An 18021-nucleotide genomic window follows, 5' to 3' on the forward strand; every position below is an offset into this window, starting at 1 on the left:
TTTTATTTCTTCAACAAACCTTGTTCTTGTAGAAATTCTTTGGCTACTTGTTCTGCTGACTTGCCTTCAACACCGACTTGATAGTTGAGCTGGCTCATCTGGCTTTCAGTAATTTTACCAGCCAATTTATTGAGAACTGTCTCCAACTCAGGGTGTTTCTTGAGAAGAGCTTCTTTCATTAGTGGAGCTCCTTGATAAGGTGGGAAGAGTTGCTTGTCATCTTCCAAGACCTGTAAATCATAACGTGCCAATTCTGCATCGGTCGAATAGGCATCCGTAATTTGAATATCGCCTGACTGAATTGCCTGATAGCGAAGAGCTGGCTCCATGGTCGCTACGTTGAGATTGAGACCATACATTGATTGCAAGCCCTTATTGCCATCTTCACGGTCATTAAATTCGAGTGTAAAACCTGCCTTCAGCTGCCCTTCCACTTTTTTCAAGTCCGAAATGGTCTTCAAGCCATATTCTTGAGCAATCTTTTTCGGAACAGCTACAGCGTAGGTATTTTGATAAGACATAGGTTTGAGATAAGTCAGATGATCCTGTTTGGCAATTCCATCACGCGCCACTTGATAAACCTGATCTGGCTCATGACCTACTTTAGGTGCTGGTTGAAGTAAACTTTCAGTCACCGTACCAGTAAATTCAGGATAGATATCAATATCCCCTTTTTTCAGAGCTTCATAGAGGAAGCTTGTTTTCCCAAAATTCGGTTTAACAGTCGCAGTCATACTGGTATTCTCTTCAATCAGCAACTTATACATATTAGCCAAAATTTCTGGTTCCGGTCCCAATTTCCCAGCAATAACCAAGTTTTCTTTCTCTTTTTGAGCTAATAGAGCTGGACTATAAGACAGACCGAGCAATAAGGTCACCAAGGCAAAACCAGAGAAAATCGTCCGCAATTTTGCTTTTTCCATCACTTTTAGTAGGAAGTTAAAGGCAATGGCCAGCACTGCAGAAGAAAGTGCCCCAATCAAAATCAGACTGGTATTATTGCGGTCAATTCCCAAAAGGATAAAGGAACCCAGTCCCCCAGCACCAATCAAGGCAGCCAAGGTTGCTGTACCGATAATCAAGACCGCTGCCGTCCGAATCCCAGACATGATAACAGGCATGGCAAGTGGAATTTCGAATTTCTTGAGACGTTCCCATCTGGTCATCCCAAAGGCAATCCCAGCCTCTTGCAGACTCGGATCAATTCCCTTCAGTCCAGTGATGGTATTTTGCAAAATCGGAAAAATCGCATAAATCACTAGTGCTGTCAAAGCAGGCAAGGTCCCAATCCCCATCAAGGGGATGAAGAGCCCCAACAAGGCAAGAGACGGGATGGTCTGGAAAATCCCTGCAATCTGCAAGACCCAATCCGCCATCTTTTCATGATAACGAAGAAATACCGCTAAGGGGACTGCAAGCAAAATAGCTAGTAACAAGGTCAAAAGTGACAACTGCAAATGTTGAGATAGAGCTGTTACCCAATCACCAAAACGATCCTGAAAAGTTGATATCAAATTAGCCATGAACACTACCTCCAAACAAGTCTGCTACAAAGTCCGTTGCAGGAGCTTTTAAAATGGTCTCGGGATTCGCCACCTGACGAATCTCTCCCTCCTGCAAAACAGCGATTCGATCACCTAATTTCAATGCCTCATCCGTATCATGAGTCACGAAAACGGTTGTCATCCCAAACTCTTTATGCAATTCTCTGGTCAACATTTGTAGTTGTTTTCTCGAAATGGCATCCAAGGCTGAAAAAGGCTCATCCATGAGTAGAATCTTAGGTTGACCAATCATAGCACGGACAATACCGACACGTTGCTGCTCACCGCCAGACAGTTCACTAGGAAGTCGATGCCCATACTCGGATACTGGTAAACCAACCTTAGCTAAAAGCTCTTCTGTTTTCTTCGTAATTTCTTCCTTGCTCCATCCTTTCATTTCAGGAATGAGAGCAATATTTTCCGCAACTGTTAGATTGGGAAACAGAGCAATGGCCTGTAAAACATAACCAGTAGAAAGACGAAGTTCACGCTCATCATAGTCTTTGATGCGCTTGCCATCCATGTAAACATCGCCATCTGTAGGTTCCAAGAGACGGTTAATCATCTTAATCATGGTCGTCTTACCTGACCCAGAAGGCCCAACTAAAACCATGAATTCGCCATTCTCAATCCGTAAATTGACATCTCTCAAAACATCTTTTTCTGTATAGCGTAGCGCTACATTTTTGTATTCAATCATTCTTTGTCCTCAATTTAAAACTTCCCTCGGTTGGTCAAGTCTTCTACCTTAGGCATGACTTCTTTATTGTCCCAATGCTCCACAATCAAGCAATTCTCCAAACGGAAGATGTCATACTGGGCATAGGCAACTCCATCAATCTGAGTCTGCCCATAGCTAACCACATAGTTTCCTTGTCCCAAGAGCTGGAAAACAAAGTCGAAAGTAACACCATGTTCAGCCACATAATTTTTATAGGCCTGACTTCCTTGTCCAATCTCATGATTATGCTGAATCAAATCGTCTGCCACAAAATCTTCCCACAGATCAAGTTCCTTGTTTTGGAAGATTTCTGTCAAGAAACGGCGAACAGTTTTTTTATTTTCTGCTGTCTTATCCAAATCCTTGATCTCAAAATCTCCAAAAATCTGGTCTAATTGGTCATTTTCAGGTGTTCGATAGTAGTCAATCACATCCCAATGCTCCACGATACGACCATTCTCATCCGCACGGAAAGTATCCGTCGTCACCCATTGAGCTTCCCCACCATTGAGATATTGATGAACATGGACGAAGACTAGATTGCCGTCTTCAATAGTGCGAACAATTTTCATCTCACGCTCGGGATGGCGCTCAAAGAAATTTGCAAAGAAAGCCGCAAAACCTTCTTTCCCATCTGGCACACCTGTAGAGTGCTGAATGTAGGTATCTCCTACAGATTGGGCTTGAGCCTCAGCAACACACCCGTCTTGAATGGCATGAATATATAAATTTTGCGCATTTTGGACTTGTTTTGACATGATTTAATCCTCTTTTTCTTTCTCTTTCAGATTGGCTAAAATACGTTCCTGATAATTTTCAAACTGGCGAATTTCTTCCTCTGAGAATCCTTTATAAAAAATAGCATCCAACTTTTGACTGATGCGATGGCCAACTTCTTTCTGGAACCAACCCCGCTCAGTCAATTTGACGTATTTTTTTCGCTTGTCTGAACCACACTGACTAAAGGTCACCAAACCCTGCTCTTCCAACTTTTTCAGCATCGTCGTTAGCGTATTGTTAGCAAGACCAGTCGCAAGCGCAATATCTGTCGCCGTAGCGCAACCTGTCTCACTATTCCATAACACCGTGAGAATCTTGCCCTGTTCACTCCGATAAAGAGGCTCAGGATCCTGACTCAGTAACTTTTGAAAAATCCGCCCATTCAACAAACGAATATGATGGGCAACTAAATGACTATCTTTCATACTTCCTCCAATTTATTTCTATATCGAATTTTTCTCTATTGTAACACCTTTCGTTCCATCTGTCAACTATTTCGATTTAGAAATAATTTTCGACAACAAAAAAAGACCTCCTACCTAGAGTAGAAGATCTTCACTATTTATTAACTTAATCTGTCATTTCGGACACCAAGGTTCGATGTTCCAGTGGTAGACTGCACATAACCAACAAGAAGATGAATCCTGACTGAACCCAAAAGAGCGCCAAGTCAAAAATCCCATGTACAGCGACTACTGTAAGGAAGGAGAGATAAAGACCGATAATTGGTCGTTTACCAGACTCCTGACTCATATCCATCATCATGTGAACCGGGATAACCGAAGAAATGGATAAGAGAATGGTTCCAATCAAACCATAACTTAAAATAGTATCAATGTAAAGACTATGCGCGTGCTCGTGGTAGGGTGCATGGATTCTCGGATAGGAATTCATATAGGTCAGTGGACCCTCACCCCAGATCGGATTTTGCTTGAACAAAGTCATACCCGCATTCCAGATTGAAACACGCTCCTCCATTGAAGAATCTAGTGTTCCCATACGGACACCCAAATCGCTTGAGAAGAGGAAACAAAGGCCAATCCCAAAAACTCCAATACTGAGCCAGAAGGCACGCCAGTTTTTAATGGTTGTAAAGAGATAAATGATGGCACCAGCGATGATGGCAGGAAAGGCTGTTCTATTTTGCGTAAAATTCAAACCAAATAGATTCACAAAACCTGCTAGCACACAAAATATTTTCAACCATCTTAACTTCGTCGTTGTAAAGAGGTAAAAGGCAATCATGATACAGAAGCAACAAATGATCCCATAGTAGTTCGGATTAAAGAAGGTCACCTCTGCACGATTCTGGTGCCATACTTGCATATTGGGCGAAAGAAAGGCATAGTTAAATTTCTTTACAATTTGGAAATGCTCCAAAGTAGCAAAAGCGGCAGAGACAACACTACCAAACAAGATTGTCTGCAGTATCAGTCGAAAGAAAGCATGCGTCAGACGCTTCTGATAAAAACTAAAGAAAATAAGAAATAGGAGCATCAGGAAAGATGCTGCTAAACCAAGCCAGTTCTTGGCGACGATGGAGATGATACTACTGTAGGCAATAAAAAAGAGAAGTACAGGATGTTTGGCCAATCCTTTGATAATTCCCTTCATCTCCCCAGTAACAAGTAAACCTATCAAATATAAAGCAAAGAGGGCTAAGAACAAATAAAAAGGTAAAAAGATACTCATGATCATCAGATACAAAAAGAAATCTTTTTTCGAAAGCCCTCTTATCTTATCCAGTAATCCAATTGATTTCAAAACGGATCCTTTCTGTTCTGGATTTCTCCAGAAGATAAATGCTAAACTATCTTTTAATTTTACCATTTTTTCCGTCATTTGGGAACAATGAACACGTTTTCGCCACAAAAAAACTCTTTCATTAATATAGCACTAGAACTGAATTTTTCTGCCGTTTTCCACTACCTGATAGGTCTGACTTTGCAGATCAATTTCTGCTACTGCTGTTACAGACTTGTCTTTATTTTGACGTTTAATCACAATGCTGCATTCCGTTGGTGTTTCCACCTCTATAGTTCCTTCTATATCAAAGGCCTCTGACCGATTACGGAAAGAAAATAGATTGAGAAGAGACTTCACCACAGGACGTTGAACTTCTTCTGCTATTTCCTCATTGCTATAGTAATGACGATTAATATTTCGACCTTCCTTAGTTTCTTCTAATAATTTCAAGTCATTTTTTCCTGCTAATAGACCCACATAGTAAACCTGAGGAATGCCTGGAGCAAAAGCTTGAATCAGACGAGCGAGGAAGTACTTGACATCATCATCTCCAAGAGCAGAATAGTAGGTTGAATTGATTTGGTAGATGTCTAGATTATTATACTCTGCACTAGAGTACTTACGTTTGACATTCGCTCCAACCTTATAGAGCTCATTGGAAGCATAGTCAATTTCCTCATCGGTCAGGATATCCTTGACATCCACCACTCCAATCCCATCATGGGTGTCTAGCGTCGTAAATTGCTTCATCGGGCTCATCTTTAACCACTTTGCCAAACGCTCTGTTCTGGAACTGTAAAGAGTATAAAGGGTCACCATTGGAAGGGCAAAATCGTAAACATAGTAATCATGATCCGCTATTTTAAATTGAATCGAATAGTGTTCATGAATCTCAGGTAAGAGCTCTGTCCCATACTCGGCAGCGATATCTCTAACTTTGTCCAATAAATTCTAAATATCTGGTTCCACAAAGAAATCATTGGTATCCAATTTCTTCACTGCATAAGCAAAGGCATCTAGACGAATCAAATCACACCCGTTACTTGCTAGATGTTGAATGGTCTTACGGATGAATCCCATCGTTACTTCTTTGGTCACATCAAGATCAATTTGCTCCTCACCAAAAGTATTCCACAAATGTTCTACTGAACCATCTGCAAAAAGAATCTCTTGTTTTGGAGCGCGATCCTTACGTTTGTAAATTAAATCTACATCAACCTGTGTCGGACGATTTTCTGGCCAAAACTTGTCCCAGTTTAAAAAGAGATCTTTAAATTCACTGGCTTCATGTTTTTCTTGATAGTCCTTATAATATTTAGATTGACGAGAAATATGGTTAATCATAAAGTCAAACATAAGATAATATTTCTCACCTAAACGCTTAACGTCCTCCCAATCACCAAAAGCTGAATCCACTTCTTCATAGTCAACTGGCGCAAATCCACGATCACCTGTTGATGGGAAAAATGGTAGAAGGTGAACTCCTCCAATAGCATCACCAAAATGTTCTTCCAGATTCGCATATAAGTCTTTAAGGTTATTTCCAAGACTATCTGAGTAAGTAATCAACATAGTTTTATTTTGAATGGTCATAGATGTTCTCCTTTTTCTGATGAAAGCCAAGTCTTATATGACCTGGCTTCGTAAATGAAAGATATTTTTAGATTTTTGTTCATATCGAACTCGTACTAATATAGACTGCAAGCAACTAAGTACGACTTTCTTGTCTTCTACATAGAATTGTCAATAAGCTGAACCGTTCGTCTATGTATGGAATTATAGATTCCCTAAGCACTTTCTTACTTCACTGCCCCGTTACTCATTCCTGAAATGATATGTTTTTGGAAGATGAGGTAGACAATGGTTATCGTTACAATTCCCACAATATAAGATGCAAAACTTGGGCCATAGTCATTGAAGTACTGACCTTGATAGTTGTATTGGAAGAGAGGTAAAGTCCACATCTTGGAATCCTTATTCAGAATCAACAGTGGCAACATAAAGTCATTCCAGAACCAGAGTGCATTGATAATCAAGGTTGTCGCATGCATGGGTTTCAGCATTGGAAAAATGATTCGACGATAAATTGTAAAACGATCAGCCCCATCGATTTCCGCAGCTTCATCCAAACTATCTGGTACACTGATTTTTATATAACCAACATACAAGAAGAGAGTCTGTGGAATAGCATAAGTTAGGTAGAGTATTACTAGCCCCCACATATTTGCTAGACCGAGTTTACTCATCATAACTGTGATAGGAATCATAATCACCTGAAATGGAACAAATATACCTAAAATCAAGAGCGAATACATAATTGCAAAGGCTTTTTTCTTGGACATATTTCGAGCAATGGAATAAGCTGCAGCTGGTATAAAGAAAGCTACTACAATCAATGATAACACCGTAATAACAGCTGAATTCCAGAAATAGCCTCCAATCCCATCCGAAATCAAGCGTTCATAGTTACTTAATGTAAAAGGGTTGGGCAAACTAAAGAAATGATTCATGATATCCTTGGTTGTCTTGAAAGAACTAAATACCGTTACCAACAAAGGAACAAGTATAAGAATACCACCGACTATCAAGAGGACATATTTCCAAAACTGATTCAATTTTTCTTCTTTTTTCATGTGTAGGACTCCTCTATTAGATTTCAAATTTCTTTGATAGCTTGATTTGGATAAGAGAAACAATTCCAATAATTAAGAATAAAATCAAGGCAATTGCATTCGCATATCCATATTGATTACTCTTGAAAGCATAGTTGTAGACTAAAAGTCCAAGAGACGTTGTAGCATTATTTGGACCACCACTCGTCAAGGCAAAAATTTGGTCAAAGGCTGTCAAACCAGACTTAAGAGCCAGAATAAAAACCATAGAAATCGTTGGTAGTAAATAGGGTAATTCAATCTTCCAAAAGGTTTGTTTACTTGTTGCACCATCAATTGATGCCGCCTCTAAAATATCAGTTGGGATACTCTGAAGACCCGCAAGAAAGAGAATGATTGGCATTGCTACTCCTTGCCATAGAAGAACAAAAATAGTTGCCACTACCGCTCCGACAGGTGTCCCCAATAGACTCTCTTGTAAAAAACCAATCCCTAAAATTCTTCCAATCGTTGGAAGACCATAGTTGAAGAATTGTTTAAAAATCAAGGAAACTGTCAAACCAGATAAAACAGCTGGGAAAAAGAACCAAGCTCTAAAGAAGGTCTGTCCCTTCATCTTAGAATTTAAGGCTCGTGCCACAACCATCCCAATCGTAATCTCTCCAATAATCAATGCCAGAGTTAAAATCAAAGTAAAGGCTATGGCTGTGAAGAATTTCCCATCAATCATCAGCAATTTGTAGTTATTCAAACCAACAAATTTGTAATTATAGGTCAATCCAGTCCAGTTAGTCAAACTATAGAAAGCACCTTGCACCATCGGAAAGTAAAAGAAGATCGCTTGTAATGCAAGCGGGATGAGCAAAAAAGTCCAACCCCAGTATTTATTTAAAAATTTTCGAATAGCCATATCATCTTAACTCCTATTCTAGTCCAAATCTGCCTTCATTGGATTAAAGAAAGCATTGAGATTGTTTGCCATATTTTTCAGATTTTTATCCATCAAGTAACCTGCACTTAGATTAAAAAAATCTTCTTCAGAGTTCCAGTGTTGGCCCAACCAAACATAATGTTTGTCCGTAAAGGCCAGTTTAGAAATATCTGCAAGCGCTGAGTCTTCTTTTTCCTGTATGCCTTTTACAGCAACTGGTGATCCATCTACATCATAATATGACTGCATAGCTTTTGGACTAGTCATATAGCTGATAAATTCTTCGGTTTCTTTCGGATGTTTGGTAGTAGCTGAAGTTGATAATGCCATGTCCCCTGCACCAACAGTAACTTCTTTTCCTACTTCTTCTCCTGGGAAGGCAAACATCCCCACCTCAAATTTTGGATCCTGTTGATTAATTGCCGCTAATGCCCATGATCCTTGTGGCATCATCAAGGCTGTTTCACTCGAAAATGCTACCACCGCATCATTATAAGAAGCACCACGCCAACCATCTTGAGCATTATCTGCCAATAAATCTAGTCGTTCTGCATCGGCTTTTAAAATAGCATCATCTGCAGAGATAGCGTTTGGTTTTGAAAAGCGAAGGTAGTTATTAGCCTCGTCTCCACTACCTGTAATAGTAATGAGAGAAAGTTGGTGGTAACCATTTAATGTCCAGCCTTCATTGCCTGCGACCGCAAATGGAGAATTCCCACTATCTTTTATTTTTTTAACAATCTCTTGAAACTCTTTAAAAGTCTTCGGTTCCTCAAGTCCTAATTCTTTAAACTTCGTTTTATTGTAATAGATTCCATAAAGGTTGGCTGTTAAAGGCACACTATAAACCTTGTTATTGATTGCATACTTTTCGGCATAGTCGTTCTTGATGTTCTCAAGATAAGATTTCCCTGTCATATCTGCAAAATAACCTGCTTTTGCCCATTCCTGAAAATCCATATTTTGAGGATAGATATTAATAATATCTGGAACATCTCCTGATAAAATCCGAGTTTTCAGAACAATTCCAGCTGCGGGTACTGTAGTCAGCTTCACATCAATTTTAGGGTGTTCCTTTTCAAAATCATCCACTATCCTTTGCAAGGTATCCGCCATCTCGGTCTTCTGGTTAAAAAACTCAATCGTTACCTTGCCATCAGTTGACTCCTCTTGGCTACTGCAAGCTGACAGTCCCAAAAGGCAGAGTCCTGTAGTAGCAATTAAGCTCATCTTTTTATACCATCTCATGATTTTATCTCCTTATCTTCTAATGAAATGTAACTGCCTGCTGAGATAATCTCCCTGCGGAAGCTCCATAGTAATACCCGCATACATGAGTTCTGCACCTGAGTAAACTACACCATTTTCCTGTAATTCATACCGTCCCTCTTCATCCAAATCTTTTAACTTTAAAGTTGTTTCCATTGTTTCAACAACTGATAAGACTCGGACGTAGGTTACAATCGTTTGATTTCCATAGTTAAATTGTACAGCTGCTTCATTGAATTCAGCATCGGGATTGATCAACCTATACTGGTTTCCCAACTGGACTACTGGCCGCAATTCTTTATACAAGTTCACCTGATTAGCAATCTCAGCCTTCTCTTCATTTGATAAACTTGTCAAATCAAGCTCATAGCCCAGATTTCCCATCATTGCCACATGACCACGAGTTTCCAATGGTGTCATTCGTCCCATCTGATGATTTGGTACTGCTGACACATGAGCTCCCATGGAAATGGTTGGATAGAGATAGGATGAGCCGTATTGAATTGGTAAACGTGCAATGGCATCAGTATTATCACTAGCCCAGACTTGTGGGAAATAGCGCATCATGCCAAGATCATTTCGTCCACCACCACCAGAGCAGGACTCAAAGAGAATATGGCTGTGCTTCTCTGTTAGATAAGAAACAAGTTCATAAAGTCCCATCATGTACTGATGAGATTGCATCTGAGTTTCCAGATAAGCTGAACCATTCCCTAAGTTAGTGATATTGCGGTTCATATCCCATTTGATGTAGTCAATTTTATGATGAGAGAGGAGTTCATCTAAAACATTTTTCAAATATCCTACTACCTGTGGATTGGCAAGATTAAGAACTAATTGATTTCTAGAATAGGTATGCTCATATCCTGGAACCTGAATAGCCCAGTCAGGATGTTTACGATACAAATCACTATCAACAGAAATCATTTCAGGTTCTAACCAAAGCCCAAACTGCAAACCTCTTTCATGGATAGCTGAAATCAGACTTTCAAGACTTCCACCCAGTTTTTTCTCATTAACAACCCAATCACCTAAAGCCCGATTATCATCAAAGCGATTGCCAAACCACCCATCATCTAATACAAAAAGTTCAATTCCAACTTTCTTAGCCTCATCTGCCAACTCTAACAGTTTTTCTCTCTGAAAGTCAAAGTAAGTTGCTTCCCAGTTATTGATTAGAATTGGACGTTCTTTTTTAGAAAACTGACTTGGCATAATGTGCTTAAGTACAAAATTCTGACTTTCATGACTGATACCAGTTAATCCCTTATCTGAATGGGTCACTAAAGCTACCGGTGTTTCAAAATTTTCCTCAGGATTTAACTTCCAAGAAAAGTTTTCCGGGTTAATGCCAATAGCCACCCGAACTTCATTCAATTGATTCTTTTGAACAAAAGCTTCAAAGTTTCCACTATACAGTAGTTGCAGAGCACACACATTCCCAGCATCCTCTGTGACTCCTTGATCACATAGTAGAAGAGCTGGTGTTTGAGCATGACCAGAAGCACCACGGTTCGAACTAATTGAAAAGATTCCTTGTTCTACCTGTTGACGCCGGACAGTCTTTTCACGAGCATAAGCTCCCTGTAAAGTCACTATTTCGTAAGCTGCAGCAGGAAAATCAGCCATAAAAGAAAAGTCCTTATGGATGACAACTTCCTGATTACTATTATTTTCCAATTTGCTGTAGCTAGCAATTGTCGCATCATTATCAAAAGCAGTATAATACAAAGTAAGACTAAGTTGAGCCTTAGAATCTTTTAAAATCAAGGCAAGAGTCTCTGTATCGTCCATGCTATGTGGAGAAGGTAAAACCTGTGGACCATTCTGACCTTTTAAAATCTTTGCTTCTACAAATCGAAAGTCTGTTACTTCAGTTGCATCATGCTGAACCTGTAAGGTTGGTTTTCTAAAGTCACCCAAACCATGTTGTCCAAAAATTTGACGTTGCGTATCCAAACTAAAGGTTCGATTAGTAGCTATGGGATTACCAGAAAAAGCATGATCGCGTTCGTAAACACTATTAGCCTCTCTATAGTTCTTAATAGTCTTTCCTAAATGTTTTAATAATAAGAACCCATCCCTATTTTCAATAATTAAACTTAAACCTTTACTCTCAACGTAAAATAGATTATTCTCTATTCGAACTCCCATATATTTCACCTCTTCGATTTCTTGATAAAATTTTATCACATAAAAGCGCTTTCTAAAATAGAGAAATGTCTACAAAGTATGGTAAAATGTTAGGTGGGAGGTGGCATATGCTCGTTTTTTCAGAATACCAGACAGGAACAATTGATCTTTCTCTTAGCTTTTACGGTTATGAAGAATGTACGCCTAACTACTCTTTTGGCCCAGCTATTCGAGATACCTATGTACTACATTACATTACTAAAGGAAAAGGTCAATTCCATTATAAGGGTAAAATTGTTGATTTAAAGGCAGGAGATTTCTTTTTACTAAAACCAGACGAATTAACCTTTTATAAAGCAGATAGCCAGGATCCTTGGGCTTACTACTGGTTGGGGATTACTGGAGGGAGGGCACCTGACTATTTTGCTCTGTCTCAAATTTCTGATCAATCCTACCTCATCCAATCAAAAAACTGTCATACGCATACAACTGCAAAACTCGTTGATAGTATTGTCCGTTTCGCTCAGATAACAAAATCAAATGAATTGGCTCAACTCCACATCATGGGACAACTTCATGAATTGATGTTTCATCTAGGAACTATTGCTCCCAATCAGAAAAAAGAGAATATTTCATCAACCCACCAACTCTATCTTGACTGCAAACGATTGATAGATAGTCACTATCCACAATCGCTCACCATTCAAGATTTAGCTAAAGAGCTATCAGTTCATAGAAGTTACTTAACTAGTGTGTTTAAAGAATTTCACCAACTCTCTCCAAAAGAATATTTGCTTTTCGTTCGAATGAATCGTGCGCAACAGTTACTAGAACATACCAACGAAACGATCAAAGTCATTGCATACTCCGTGGGTTTCTCAGATCCACTACATTTTTCAAAAGCCTACAAACAGTTTTTTCATAAAACACCGAGTCAAACTCGAAAAGAACTCTCTCACTCCCTCTTAGCTAGAAAGGAAAATCAATGAAATCACACCAACTAGTCTACCAAATATTAGCTAGAGAAAACGACTATGTTAGCGGAGAAAAAATTGCAGAAGAACTGTCGTTAAGTCGTACATCCATCTGGAAAGCAATTCAACGCCTCCAACAAGAAGGGCTCGTGATTGACAGTATTAAAAATAAAGGTTACAAACTTATTCAAGGCGATTTGATCCTACCTGATTTGATTCAAGATAAAACCAACTTAATCATTCTCTACAAACCTGAAACAAAATCTACTCAAACAGATGCAAAAGAAGGTATTGAAGGTGAAAGCCAGGGAAATAGTCTCTATCTTTCTACATGTCAAACAGCAGGTCGTGGTCGCTTTCAACGCCCTTACTACTCTCCTGCTCAGGGAGGCATTTATATGTCATTACATATTCAGCCAAATCTCGCCTATGACCAGCTTCCTGCCTACACATTACTTACAGCAGGTGCCATTTACAAAGCTATTAAAAACCTCACCTTGATTGACGTGGGTATCAAATGGGTAAATGATATCTACTTTAAAAATAAAAAAATAGCAGGTATCCTCACCGAAGCCATGACGTCCGTGGAAACAGGCCTAGTAACAGACGTCATTATCGGCGTCGGAATCAACTTTGCCATCAGCGATTTTCCCAAAGAGATAAAAGAAAAAGCTGGAAGTCTCTTTACACCACCAGCTCCTATCACACGAAACGAACTAATCTCAGAAATTTGGCGTTGTTTCTACCAAACAGCACCCGAAGAACTACTCTATCTTTATAAAGAACACTCTCTTATTCTAGGAAGAGAGGTCAGTTTTATCCAAGATCGGACTGAAAAAAAAGGAGTCGCCAAGGACATCTCCGACAAAGGACAACTCCTTATCCAGCTTGATGACCAGACAGAAATCTGGCTCAATAGTGGTGAAATCTCACTCACTAGCTGGACTTAATAACAGCACTATATGCAACTAGCAACATATAGTGCTTTTTGAATGCAGAAAGCAACTGATATATAAATAACTGGCTTCCTACCAACACTTTACAGGTGAATAGCTTTCGAGGCATTCTTTTTATATGCCGTACTATGTACCAAAGAAGCTCCATAGCAGTGATTCTCATATCCAAGCATAATCAATGGCAGCGCAAAAACTTTAACAGCATATAAAAGCAGCCAAAACATAAAGACTTCAGCTTTTATATTCACCAAATTTTTACTAAACATCTCGTACAAGAACCATGCATTTAAAGCCATATTGAAGAGACTTGCCAACGTTGCTGAGACTATATTGGTTTTCAATTTTGGATGATAACATTTAGCCACATATAAGGCCAATATTGAAATATTATAAAGGCAAATCGGTTGATAATTTTCTCTATAAATAACCAGCGTCTTACGATTATAGAACAGGAAACCATGAGGTCCATGATGATATTCATTTATCCAGACATGGCTAAGACCTCTAATCTCATTCCAATCTACAAATAAATCAATTTTTCTTAGATAAATCCCAGTTTTATGGATTGAACACTTCCATTTGAACATGAAAGATAAAAGAAAAGTAAGGAGCAAAACCACAACTGTAACAATCCTCAACTCCTCTTGCCCGATAGTCAAGGATAGGTTAAAAAAGCGAATTTGCGCTTTTTTTGCATCTACGATCATTGAAATCACAGTTAGAAATACTACAAAGATAAATAGTATAAATCTATAAAAAATACTATGAAATTTTACTCCATTTTTCATATTGATTATCCCCCAGCCACTTAAAGTCCCTAACCCTAGTATACCACTAAATCTAGTCTATTTATGATTTTTCTAGTATGAAAGTTACTGAAACAGCATTAGATAATAGAGCTCTATAATTCTGTAGTGAGTAAAACCACTATGGAGATTATGTGGCCTAAAAAAAGTCCCAAAAGATCTATAATGAAAAGCGACCAAACCATCATTAGAAAGAATCATATGGAACCATTACATTTTATCACAAAATTACTAGACATTAAAGACCCTAATATCCAGATTATATCATTAATATGAATACCTACAAGGAAATCATCGCTAAGCTAGATTAACCAGCACCTAAATGTCCTCACTGCCAAGGAAAAATGGCTAAATATTACTCCAAAAAGGAATCTAAAATACCTTACCTAGAATGTGCGAGATACAAAAGGCTGATTCGATTGAGAAAACGGCGTTTCCGCTGTAAAGTCTGTGGAAAAATGGCTGTCGTAGAGACTCCCTTAGGCAAGAAAAATCACCAAATCGCTCAAAAATTAATCGAGAAAGTCCCTATAACAGCCATCGCTGAAAGCTTGGCTATCTCCACTTCCACCGTCATTCGTAAACTGAAAGAGCTTAAATTCAAGACAGATTTATCTTATCTTCCAACTCACATGTCTTGGGATAAATACAGCTTCAAGAAAGGCAAGATGAGCTTCATTGCACAAGATTTTGATTCAAATAAGATCCTAGCCATCTTAGACGGACGGACTCAAGCAACGATTCTCAATCATTTCCTTCGTTATTCTAGACAGGTCCGAAATGGAGTGAAAGTCATTACAATGGACATGTTTAGCCCCTACTACGACATCGCTAAGAAACTCTTTCCTTCTACGAAAAGTCCTCGATCGCTTCCACATTGTGCAACATCTTAACCGTGCTATGAGCCGTGTTCGTGTTCAAATCATGAACCAATTCGATAAAAAATCCCATGAATACAAGGCTATCAAACGTTACTGGAAGCTCATTCAACAAGATAGTCGTAAATTGAGTGATAAGCGATTTTAACGCCCTACTTTTCGTATGCACTTGACGAATAAAGAGATTCTAGACAAACTATTGAGCTATTCAGAATACTTGAAACACCACTATCATCTCTATCAACTCTTACTTTTTCACTTTCAAAACAAGGAAAAGGAATCGGAGAAACTCTTCAGACTCATTGAGGACAATCTAAAGCAGGTTCATCCTCTTTTTCAGACTGTCTTTAAAACTTTTCTCAAGGATAAAGAGAAAATTATCAACGGCCTTCAACTACCCTATTCTAACGCCAAATTGGAAGCCACTAATAATCTCATCAAACTCATCAAACGCAATGCCTTTGGATTTCGGAACTTTGAAAACTTCAAAAAACGGATTTTTATCACTCTGAACATCAAAAAAGAAAGGACGAAATGTGTCCTTTCTAGATCTTAGCTGACTTCAACCCACTACAGTTGACAAAGAGCCAAAAAAAGGAGAGTGCCAATGTGGCTCTCTCCAGAATATAACTTTTTACCAACCCACTAGAGTTGATAAAGATTCTCAAATTATATCACGGAGAATGGGGGATTCGAACCCCCGCGCCAGTTACCCGACCTAACGATTTAGCAAACCGTCCTCTTCAGCCTCTTGAGTAATTCTCCAAAATATTAATTAATAAGTTTATATGAACTCCCCATACTCACGTCACAGCACTCTGTATACGGAGAATGGGGGATTCGAACCCCCGCGCCAGTTACCCGACCTAACGATTTAGCAAACCGTCCTCTTCAGCCTCTTGAGTAATTCTCCTATTAATGGGCACGAGTGGACTCGAACCACCGACCTCACGCTTATCAGGCGTGCGCTCTAACCACCTGAGCTACGCGCCCAAGTTAAAAACTTGGTAATTTGAACAAAGTTCAAAGCGGGTGACGAGAATCGAACTCGCGACAACAGCTTGGAAGGCTGTAGTTTTACCACTAAACTACACCCGCATAACCATTATAAAATGGCGCGAGACGGAATCGAACCGCCGACACATGGAGCTTCAATCCATTGCTCTACCAACTGAGCTACCGAGCCAAATTGCGGGAGCAGGATTTGAACCTACGACCTTCGGGTTATGAGCCCGACGAGCTACCGAGCTGCTCCATCCCGCGTTAATAATAAAAAGGAGGATGTGGGATTCGAACCCACGCACGCTTTTACACGCCTGACGGTTTTCAAGACCGTTCCCTTCAGCCAGACTTGGGTAATCCTCCAAAATATACAATGGACCTTGTAGGACTTGAACCTACGACCACTCGGTTATGAGCCGAGAGCTCTAACCAGCTGAGCTAAAGGTCCAACAAGATCTTTATAGCGGCGAAGGGGATCGAACCCCCGACCTCCCGGGTATGAACCGGACGCTCTAGCCAGCTGAGCTACACCGCCATCAATCGGGAAGACAGGATTCGAACCTGCGACACCTTGGTCCCAAACCAAGTACTCTACCAAGCTGAGCTACTTCCCGAGTTAAATAGAAAAAATGCACCCTAGAGGATTCGAACCTCTAACCGCCTGATTCGTAGTCAGGTACTCTATCCAGTTGAGCTAAGGGTGCTCATTATTATATGCCGAGGACCGGGATCGAACCGGTACGATCGTTTCCAATCGCAGGATTTTAAGTCCTGTGCGTCTGCCAGTTCCGCCACCCCGGCCTCTCTAAGCGAACGACGGGATTCGAACCCGCGACCCCCACCTTGGCAAGGTGGTGTTCTACCACTGAACTACGTTCGCATCGACCTCTTCTAGTTTTAATGCCGGCTACATGACTTGAACACGCGACCCTCTGATTACAAATCAGATGCTCTACCAACTGAGCTAAGCCGGCTAATTTCTACTATGCGGGTTAAGGGACTTGAACCCCCACGCCGTTAAGCGCCAGATCCTAAATCTGGTGCGTCTGCCAATTCCGCCAAACCCGCAAATATGACCCGTACTGGGCTCGAACCAGTGACCCATTGATTAAAAGTCAATTGCTCTACCAACTGAGCTAACGAGTCTAAAATAACTTCCGTTATCTTACGGTCCCGACGGGAATCGAACCCGCGATCTTCGCCGTGACAGGGCGACGTGATAACCGCTACACTACGGGACCTATGGGAGTTAACGGGATCGAACCGCTGACCCTCTGCTTGTAAGGCAGATGCTCTCCCAGCTGAGCTAAACTCCCAAAGGGCGGAGTCTAGCTCAGCCAACGGTGAGAAACTTCGTTTCTCTCATCCGCCGATTGTAATTTCGATTTCCTCTCAATTACAACTAAGCTAAACTCCCTAGAGCTAAGCGACTTCCATATCTCACAGGGGGCAACCCCCAACTACTTCCGGCGTTCTAGGGCTTAACTGCTGTGTTCGGCATGGGTACAGGTGTATCTCCTAGGCTATCGTCACTTAACTCTGAGTAATACCTACTCAAAATTGAATATCTATCAAATACCAAGAAAACCTTACACTTCGTATTCTCAGTTACTTTGGATAAGTCCTCGAGCTATTAGTATTAGTCCGCTACATGTGTCGCCACACTTCC

The 18021-nt window shown here is 40.1% G+C and carries 12 protein-coding genes, 18 tRNA genes, 1 rRNA gene and 2 pseudogenes; 3 read left to right on the forward strand and 30 right to left on the reverse strand.

Annotated features, from left to right (window positions below):
• Positions 1-2: 2 nt before the first annotated feature.
• The 10 genes and pseudogenes from D8862_RS08195 to D8862_RS08240 all read right to left on the reverse strand — a co-directional run bounded on the left by D8862_RS08195 (position 3) and on the right by D8862_RS08240 (position 11757).
• Positions 3-1523: an ABC transporter permease/substrate-binding protein gene (locus tag D8862_RS08195; RefSeq protein ID WP_125449912.1), complete on the reverse strand. Its 1521-nt coding sequence runs from the start codon at positions 1521-1523 to the stop codon at positions 3-5.
• Positions 1516-2244, reverse strand: a complete 729-nt coding sequence (locus D8862_RS08200; protein WP_125449914.1) for an ATP-binding cassette domain-containing protein — start codon at positions 2242-2244, stop codon at positions 1516-1518. Before D8862_RS08200 ends, D8862_RS08195 begins: the two co-directional genes overlap by 8 nt.
• Before the next feature lie 14 nt (positions 2245-2258).
• Positions 2259-3023, reverse strand: coding sequence for a nuclear transport factor 2 family protein (locus D8862_RS08205; RefSeq protein ID WP_125449916.1), 765 nt, complete (start codon positions 3021-3023; stop codon positions 2259-2261).
• A gap of 3 nt (positions 3024-3026) precedes the next feature.
• On the reverse strand, positions 3027-3470 hold the full coding sequence (locus D8862_RS08210; protein WP_125449918.1) for a MarR family transcriptional regulator: 444 nt from the start codon (positions 3468-3470) through the stop codon (positions 3027-3029).
• Between the two features lie 145 nt (positions 3471-3615).
• The gene (locus tag D8862_RS08215) at positions 3616-4809 is read right to left on the reverse strand and encodes an O-antigen ligase family protein (RefSeq protein ID WP_125449930.1); all 1194 of its coding nucleotides are present in this window, start codon (positions 4807-4809) and stop codon (positions 3616-3618) included.
• A gap of 132 nt (positions 4810-4941) precedes the next feature.
• Positions 4942-6384 (reverse strand): annotated as a pseudogene (gene gtfA / locus D8862_RS08220) (sucrose phosphorylase).
• 206 nt (positions 6385-6590) lie between these two features.
• Positions 6591-7424, reverse strand: a complete 834-nt coding sequence (locus D8862_RS08225) for a carbohydrate ABC transporter permease (RefSeq protein WP_000711270.1) — start codon at positions 7422-7424, stop codon at positions 6591-6593.
• A 16-nt stretch (positions 7425-7440) separates the two neighbouring features.
• A complete protein-coding gene (locus tag D8862_RS08230; protein ID WP_045616733.1) occupies positions 7441-8313 on the reverse strand; it encodes a carbohydrate ABC transporter permease in 873 nt (290 codons plus the stop codon).
• An 18-nt stretch (positions 8314-8331) separates the two neighbouring features.
• Positions 8332-9582: an extracellular solute-binding protein gene (locus tag D8862_RS08235; RefSeq protein WP_125449920.1), complete on the reverse strand. Its 1251-nt coding sequence runs from the start codon at positions 9580-9582 to the stop codon at positions 8332-8334.
• Between the two features lie 12 nt (positions 9583-9594).
• Positions 9595-11757, reverse strand: coding sequence for an alpha-galactosidase (locus tag D8862_RS08240; RefSeq protein ID WP_125449922.1), 2163 nt, complete (start codon positions 11755-11757; stop codon positions 9595-9597).
• A gap of 107 nt (positions 11758-11864) precedes the next feature.
• Here D8862_RS08240 and D8862_RS08245 point away from each other — a divergent pair, with 107 nt between their 5' ends.
• Together D8862_RS08245 and birA are read left to right on the forward strand one after the other, a co-directional pair.
• A complete protein-coding gene (locus D8862_RS08245; RefSeq protein ID WP_125449924.1) occupies positions 11865-12725 on the forward strand; it encodes an AraC family transcriptional regulator in 861 nt (286 codons plus the stop codon).
• Entirely contained in the window at positions 12722-13660 is a 939-nt protein-coding gene (birA, locus tag D8862_RS08250) for a bifunctional biotin--[acetyl-CoA-carboxylase] ligase/biotin operon repressor BirA (protein WP_125449926.1), read from the forward strand. The genes D8862_RS08245 and birA overlap by 4 nt, the downstream gene beginning before the upstream one ends.
• 89 nt (positions 13661-13749) lie before the next feature.
• Here birA and D8862_RS08255 read toward each other — a convergent pair whose 3' ends face one another.
• Positions 13750-14454, reverse strand: coding sequence for a hypothetical protein (locus D8862_RS08255; protein WP_125449928.1), 705 nt, complete (start codon positions 14452-14454; stop codon positions 13750-13752).
• Positions 14455-14673: 219 nt separating this feature from the next.
• Here D8862_RS08255 and D8862_RS08260 point away from each other — a divergent pair.
• Positions 14674-15906, forward strand: a pseudogene (locus D8862_RS08260) (ISL3 family transposase).
• 121 nt (positions 15907-16027) lie between these two features.
• Here the strand turns inward: D8862_RS08260 and D8862_RS08265 are convergent.
• From D8862_RS08265 to rrf, 19 genes are all read right to left on the reverse strand, one after another.
• A tRNA-Ser gene (locus tag D8862_RS08265) sits at positions 16028-16115 on the reverse strand.
• A 60-nt stretch (positions 16116-16175) separates the two neighbouring features.
• Positions 16176-16263 (reverse strand) — tRNA-Ser (locus D8862_RS08270).
• Positions 16264-16269: 6 nt separating this feature from the next.
• Positions 16270-16343: transfer RNA gene (locus tag D8862_RS08275), tRNA-Ile, on the reverse strand.
• Between the two features lie 34 nt (positions 16344-16377).
• Positions 16378-16448 (reverse strand) — tRNA-Gly (locus D8862_RS08280).
• Between the two features lie 15 nt (positions 16449-16463).
• Positions 16464-16536, reverse strand: a tRNA-Phe gene (locus tag D8862_RS08285).
• 3 nt (positions 16537-16539) lie between these two features.
• Positions 16540-16613: transfer RNA gene (locus D8862_RS08290), tRNA-Met, on the reverse strand.
• A gap of 12 nt (positions 16614-16625) precedes the next feature.
• Positions 16626-16715: transfer RNA gene (locus D8862_RS08295), tRNA-Ser, on the reverse strand.
• Positions 16716-16726: 11 nt separating this feature from the next.
• Positions 16727-16800, reverse strand: a tRNA-Ile gene (locus tag D8862_RS08300).
• Between the two features lie 13 nt (positions 16801-16813).
• Positions 16814-16887 (reverse strand) — tRNA-Met (locus D8862_RS08305).
• 5 nt (positions 16888-16892) lie between these two features.
• Positions 16893-16966 (reverse strand) — tRNA-Pro (locus tag D8862_RS08310).
• A 16-nt stretch (positions 16967-16982) separates the two neighbouring features.
• A tRNA-Arg gene (locus D8862_RS08315) sits at positions 16983-17056 on the reverse strand.
• 11 nt (positions 17057-17067) lie between these two features.
• Positions 17068-17153: transfer RNA gene (locus D8862_RS08320), tRNA-Leu, on the reverse strand.
• A 7-nt stretch (positions 17154-17160) separates the two neighbouring features.
• Positions 17161-17232 (reverse strand) — tRNA-Gly (locus tag D8862_RS08325).
• A gap of 21 nt (positions 17233-17253) precedes the next feature.
• Positions 17254-17326, reverse strand: a tRNA-Thr gene (locus D8862_RS08330).
• 12 nt (positions 17327-17338) lie between these two features.
• A tRNA-Leu gene (locus D8862_RS08335) sits at positions 17339-17420 on the reverse strand.
• Positions 17421-17425: 5 nt separating this feature from the next.
• Positions 17426-17498, reverse strand: a tRNA-Lys gene (locus D8862_RS08340).
• Positions 17499-17520: 22 nt separating this feature from the next.
• Positions 17521-17593: transfer RNA gene (locus D8862_RS08345), tRNA-Asp, on the reverse strand.
• 2 nt (positions 17594-17595) lie between these two features.
• Positions 17596-17668, reverse strand: a tRNA-Val gene (locus tag D8862_RS08350).
• 105 nt (positions 17669-17773) lie between these two features.
• A 5S ribosomal RNA gene (gene rrf / locus D8862_RS08355) occupies positions 17774-17889 on the reverse strand.
• Positions 17890-18021 lie beyond the last annotated feature (132 nt).

Origin of the sequence: Streptococcus oralis (genome assembly GCF_003942585.1) — a bacterium.
GTDB classification, from domain to species: Bacteria; Bacillota; Bacilli; order Lactobacillales; family Streptococcaceae; genus Streptococcus; species Streptococcus oralis_BE.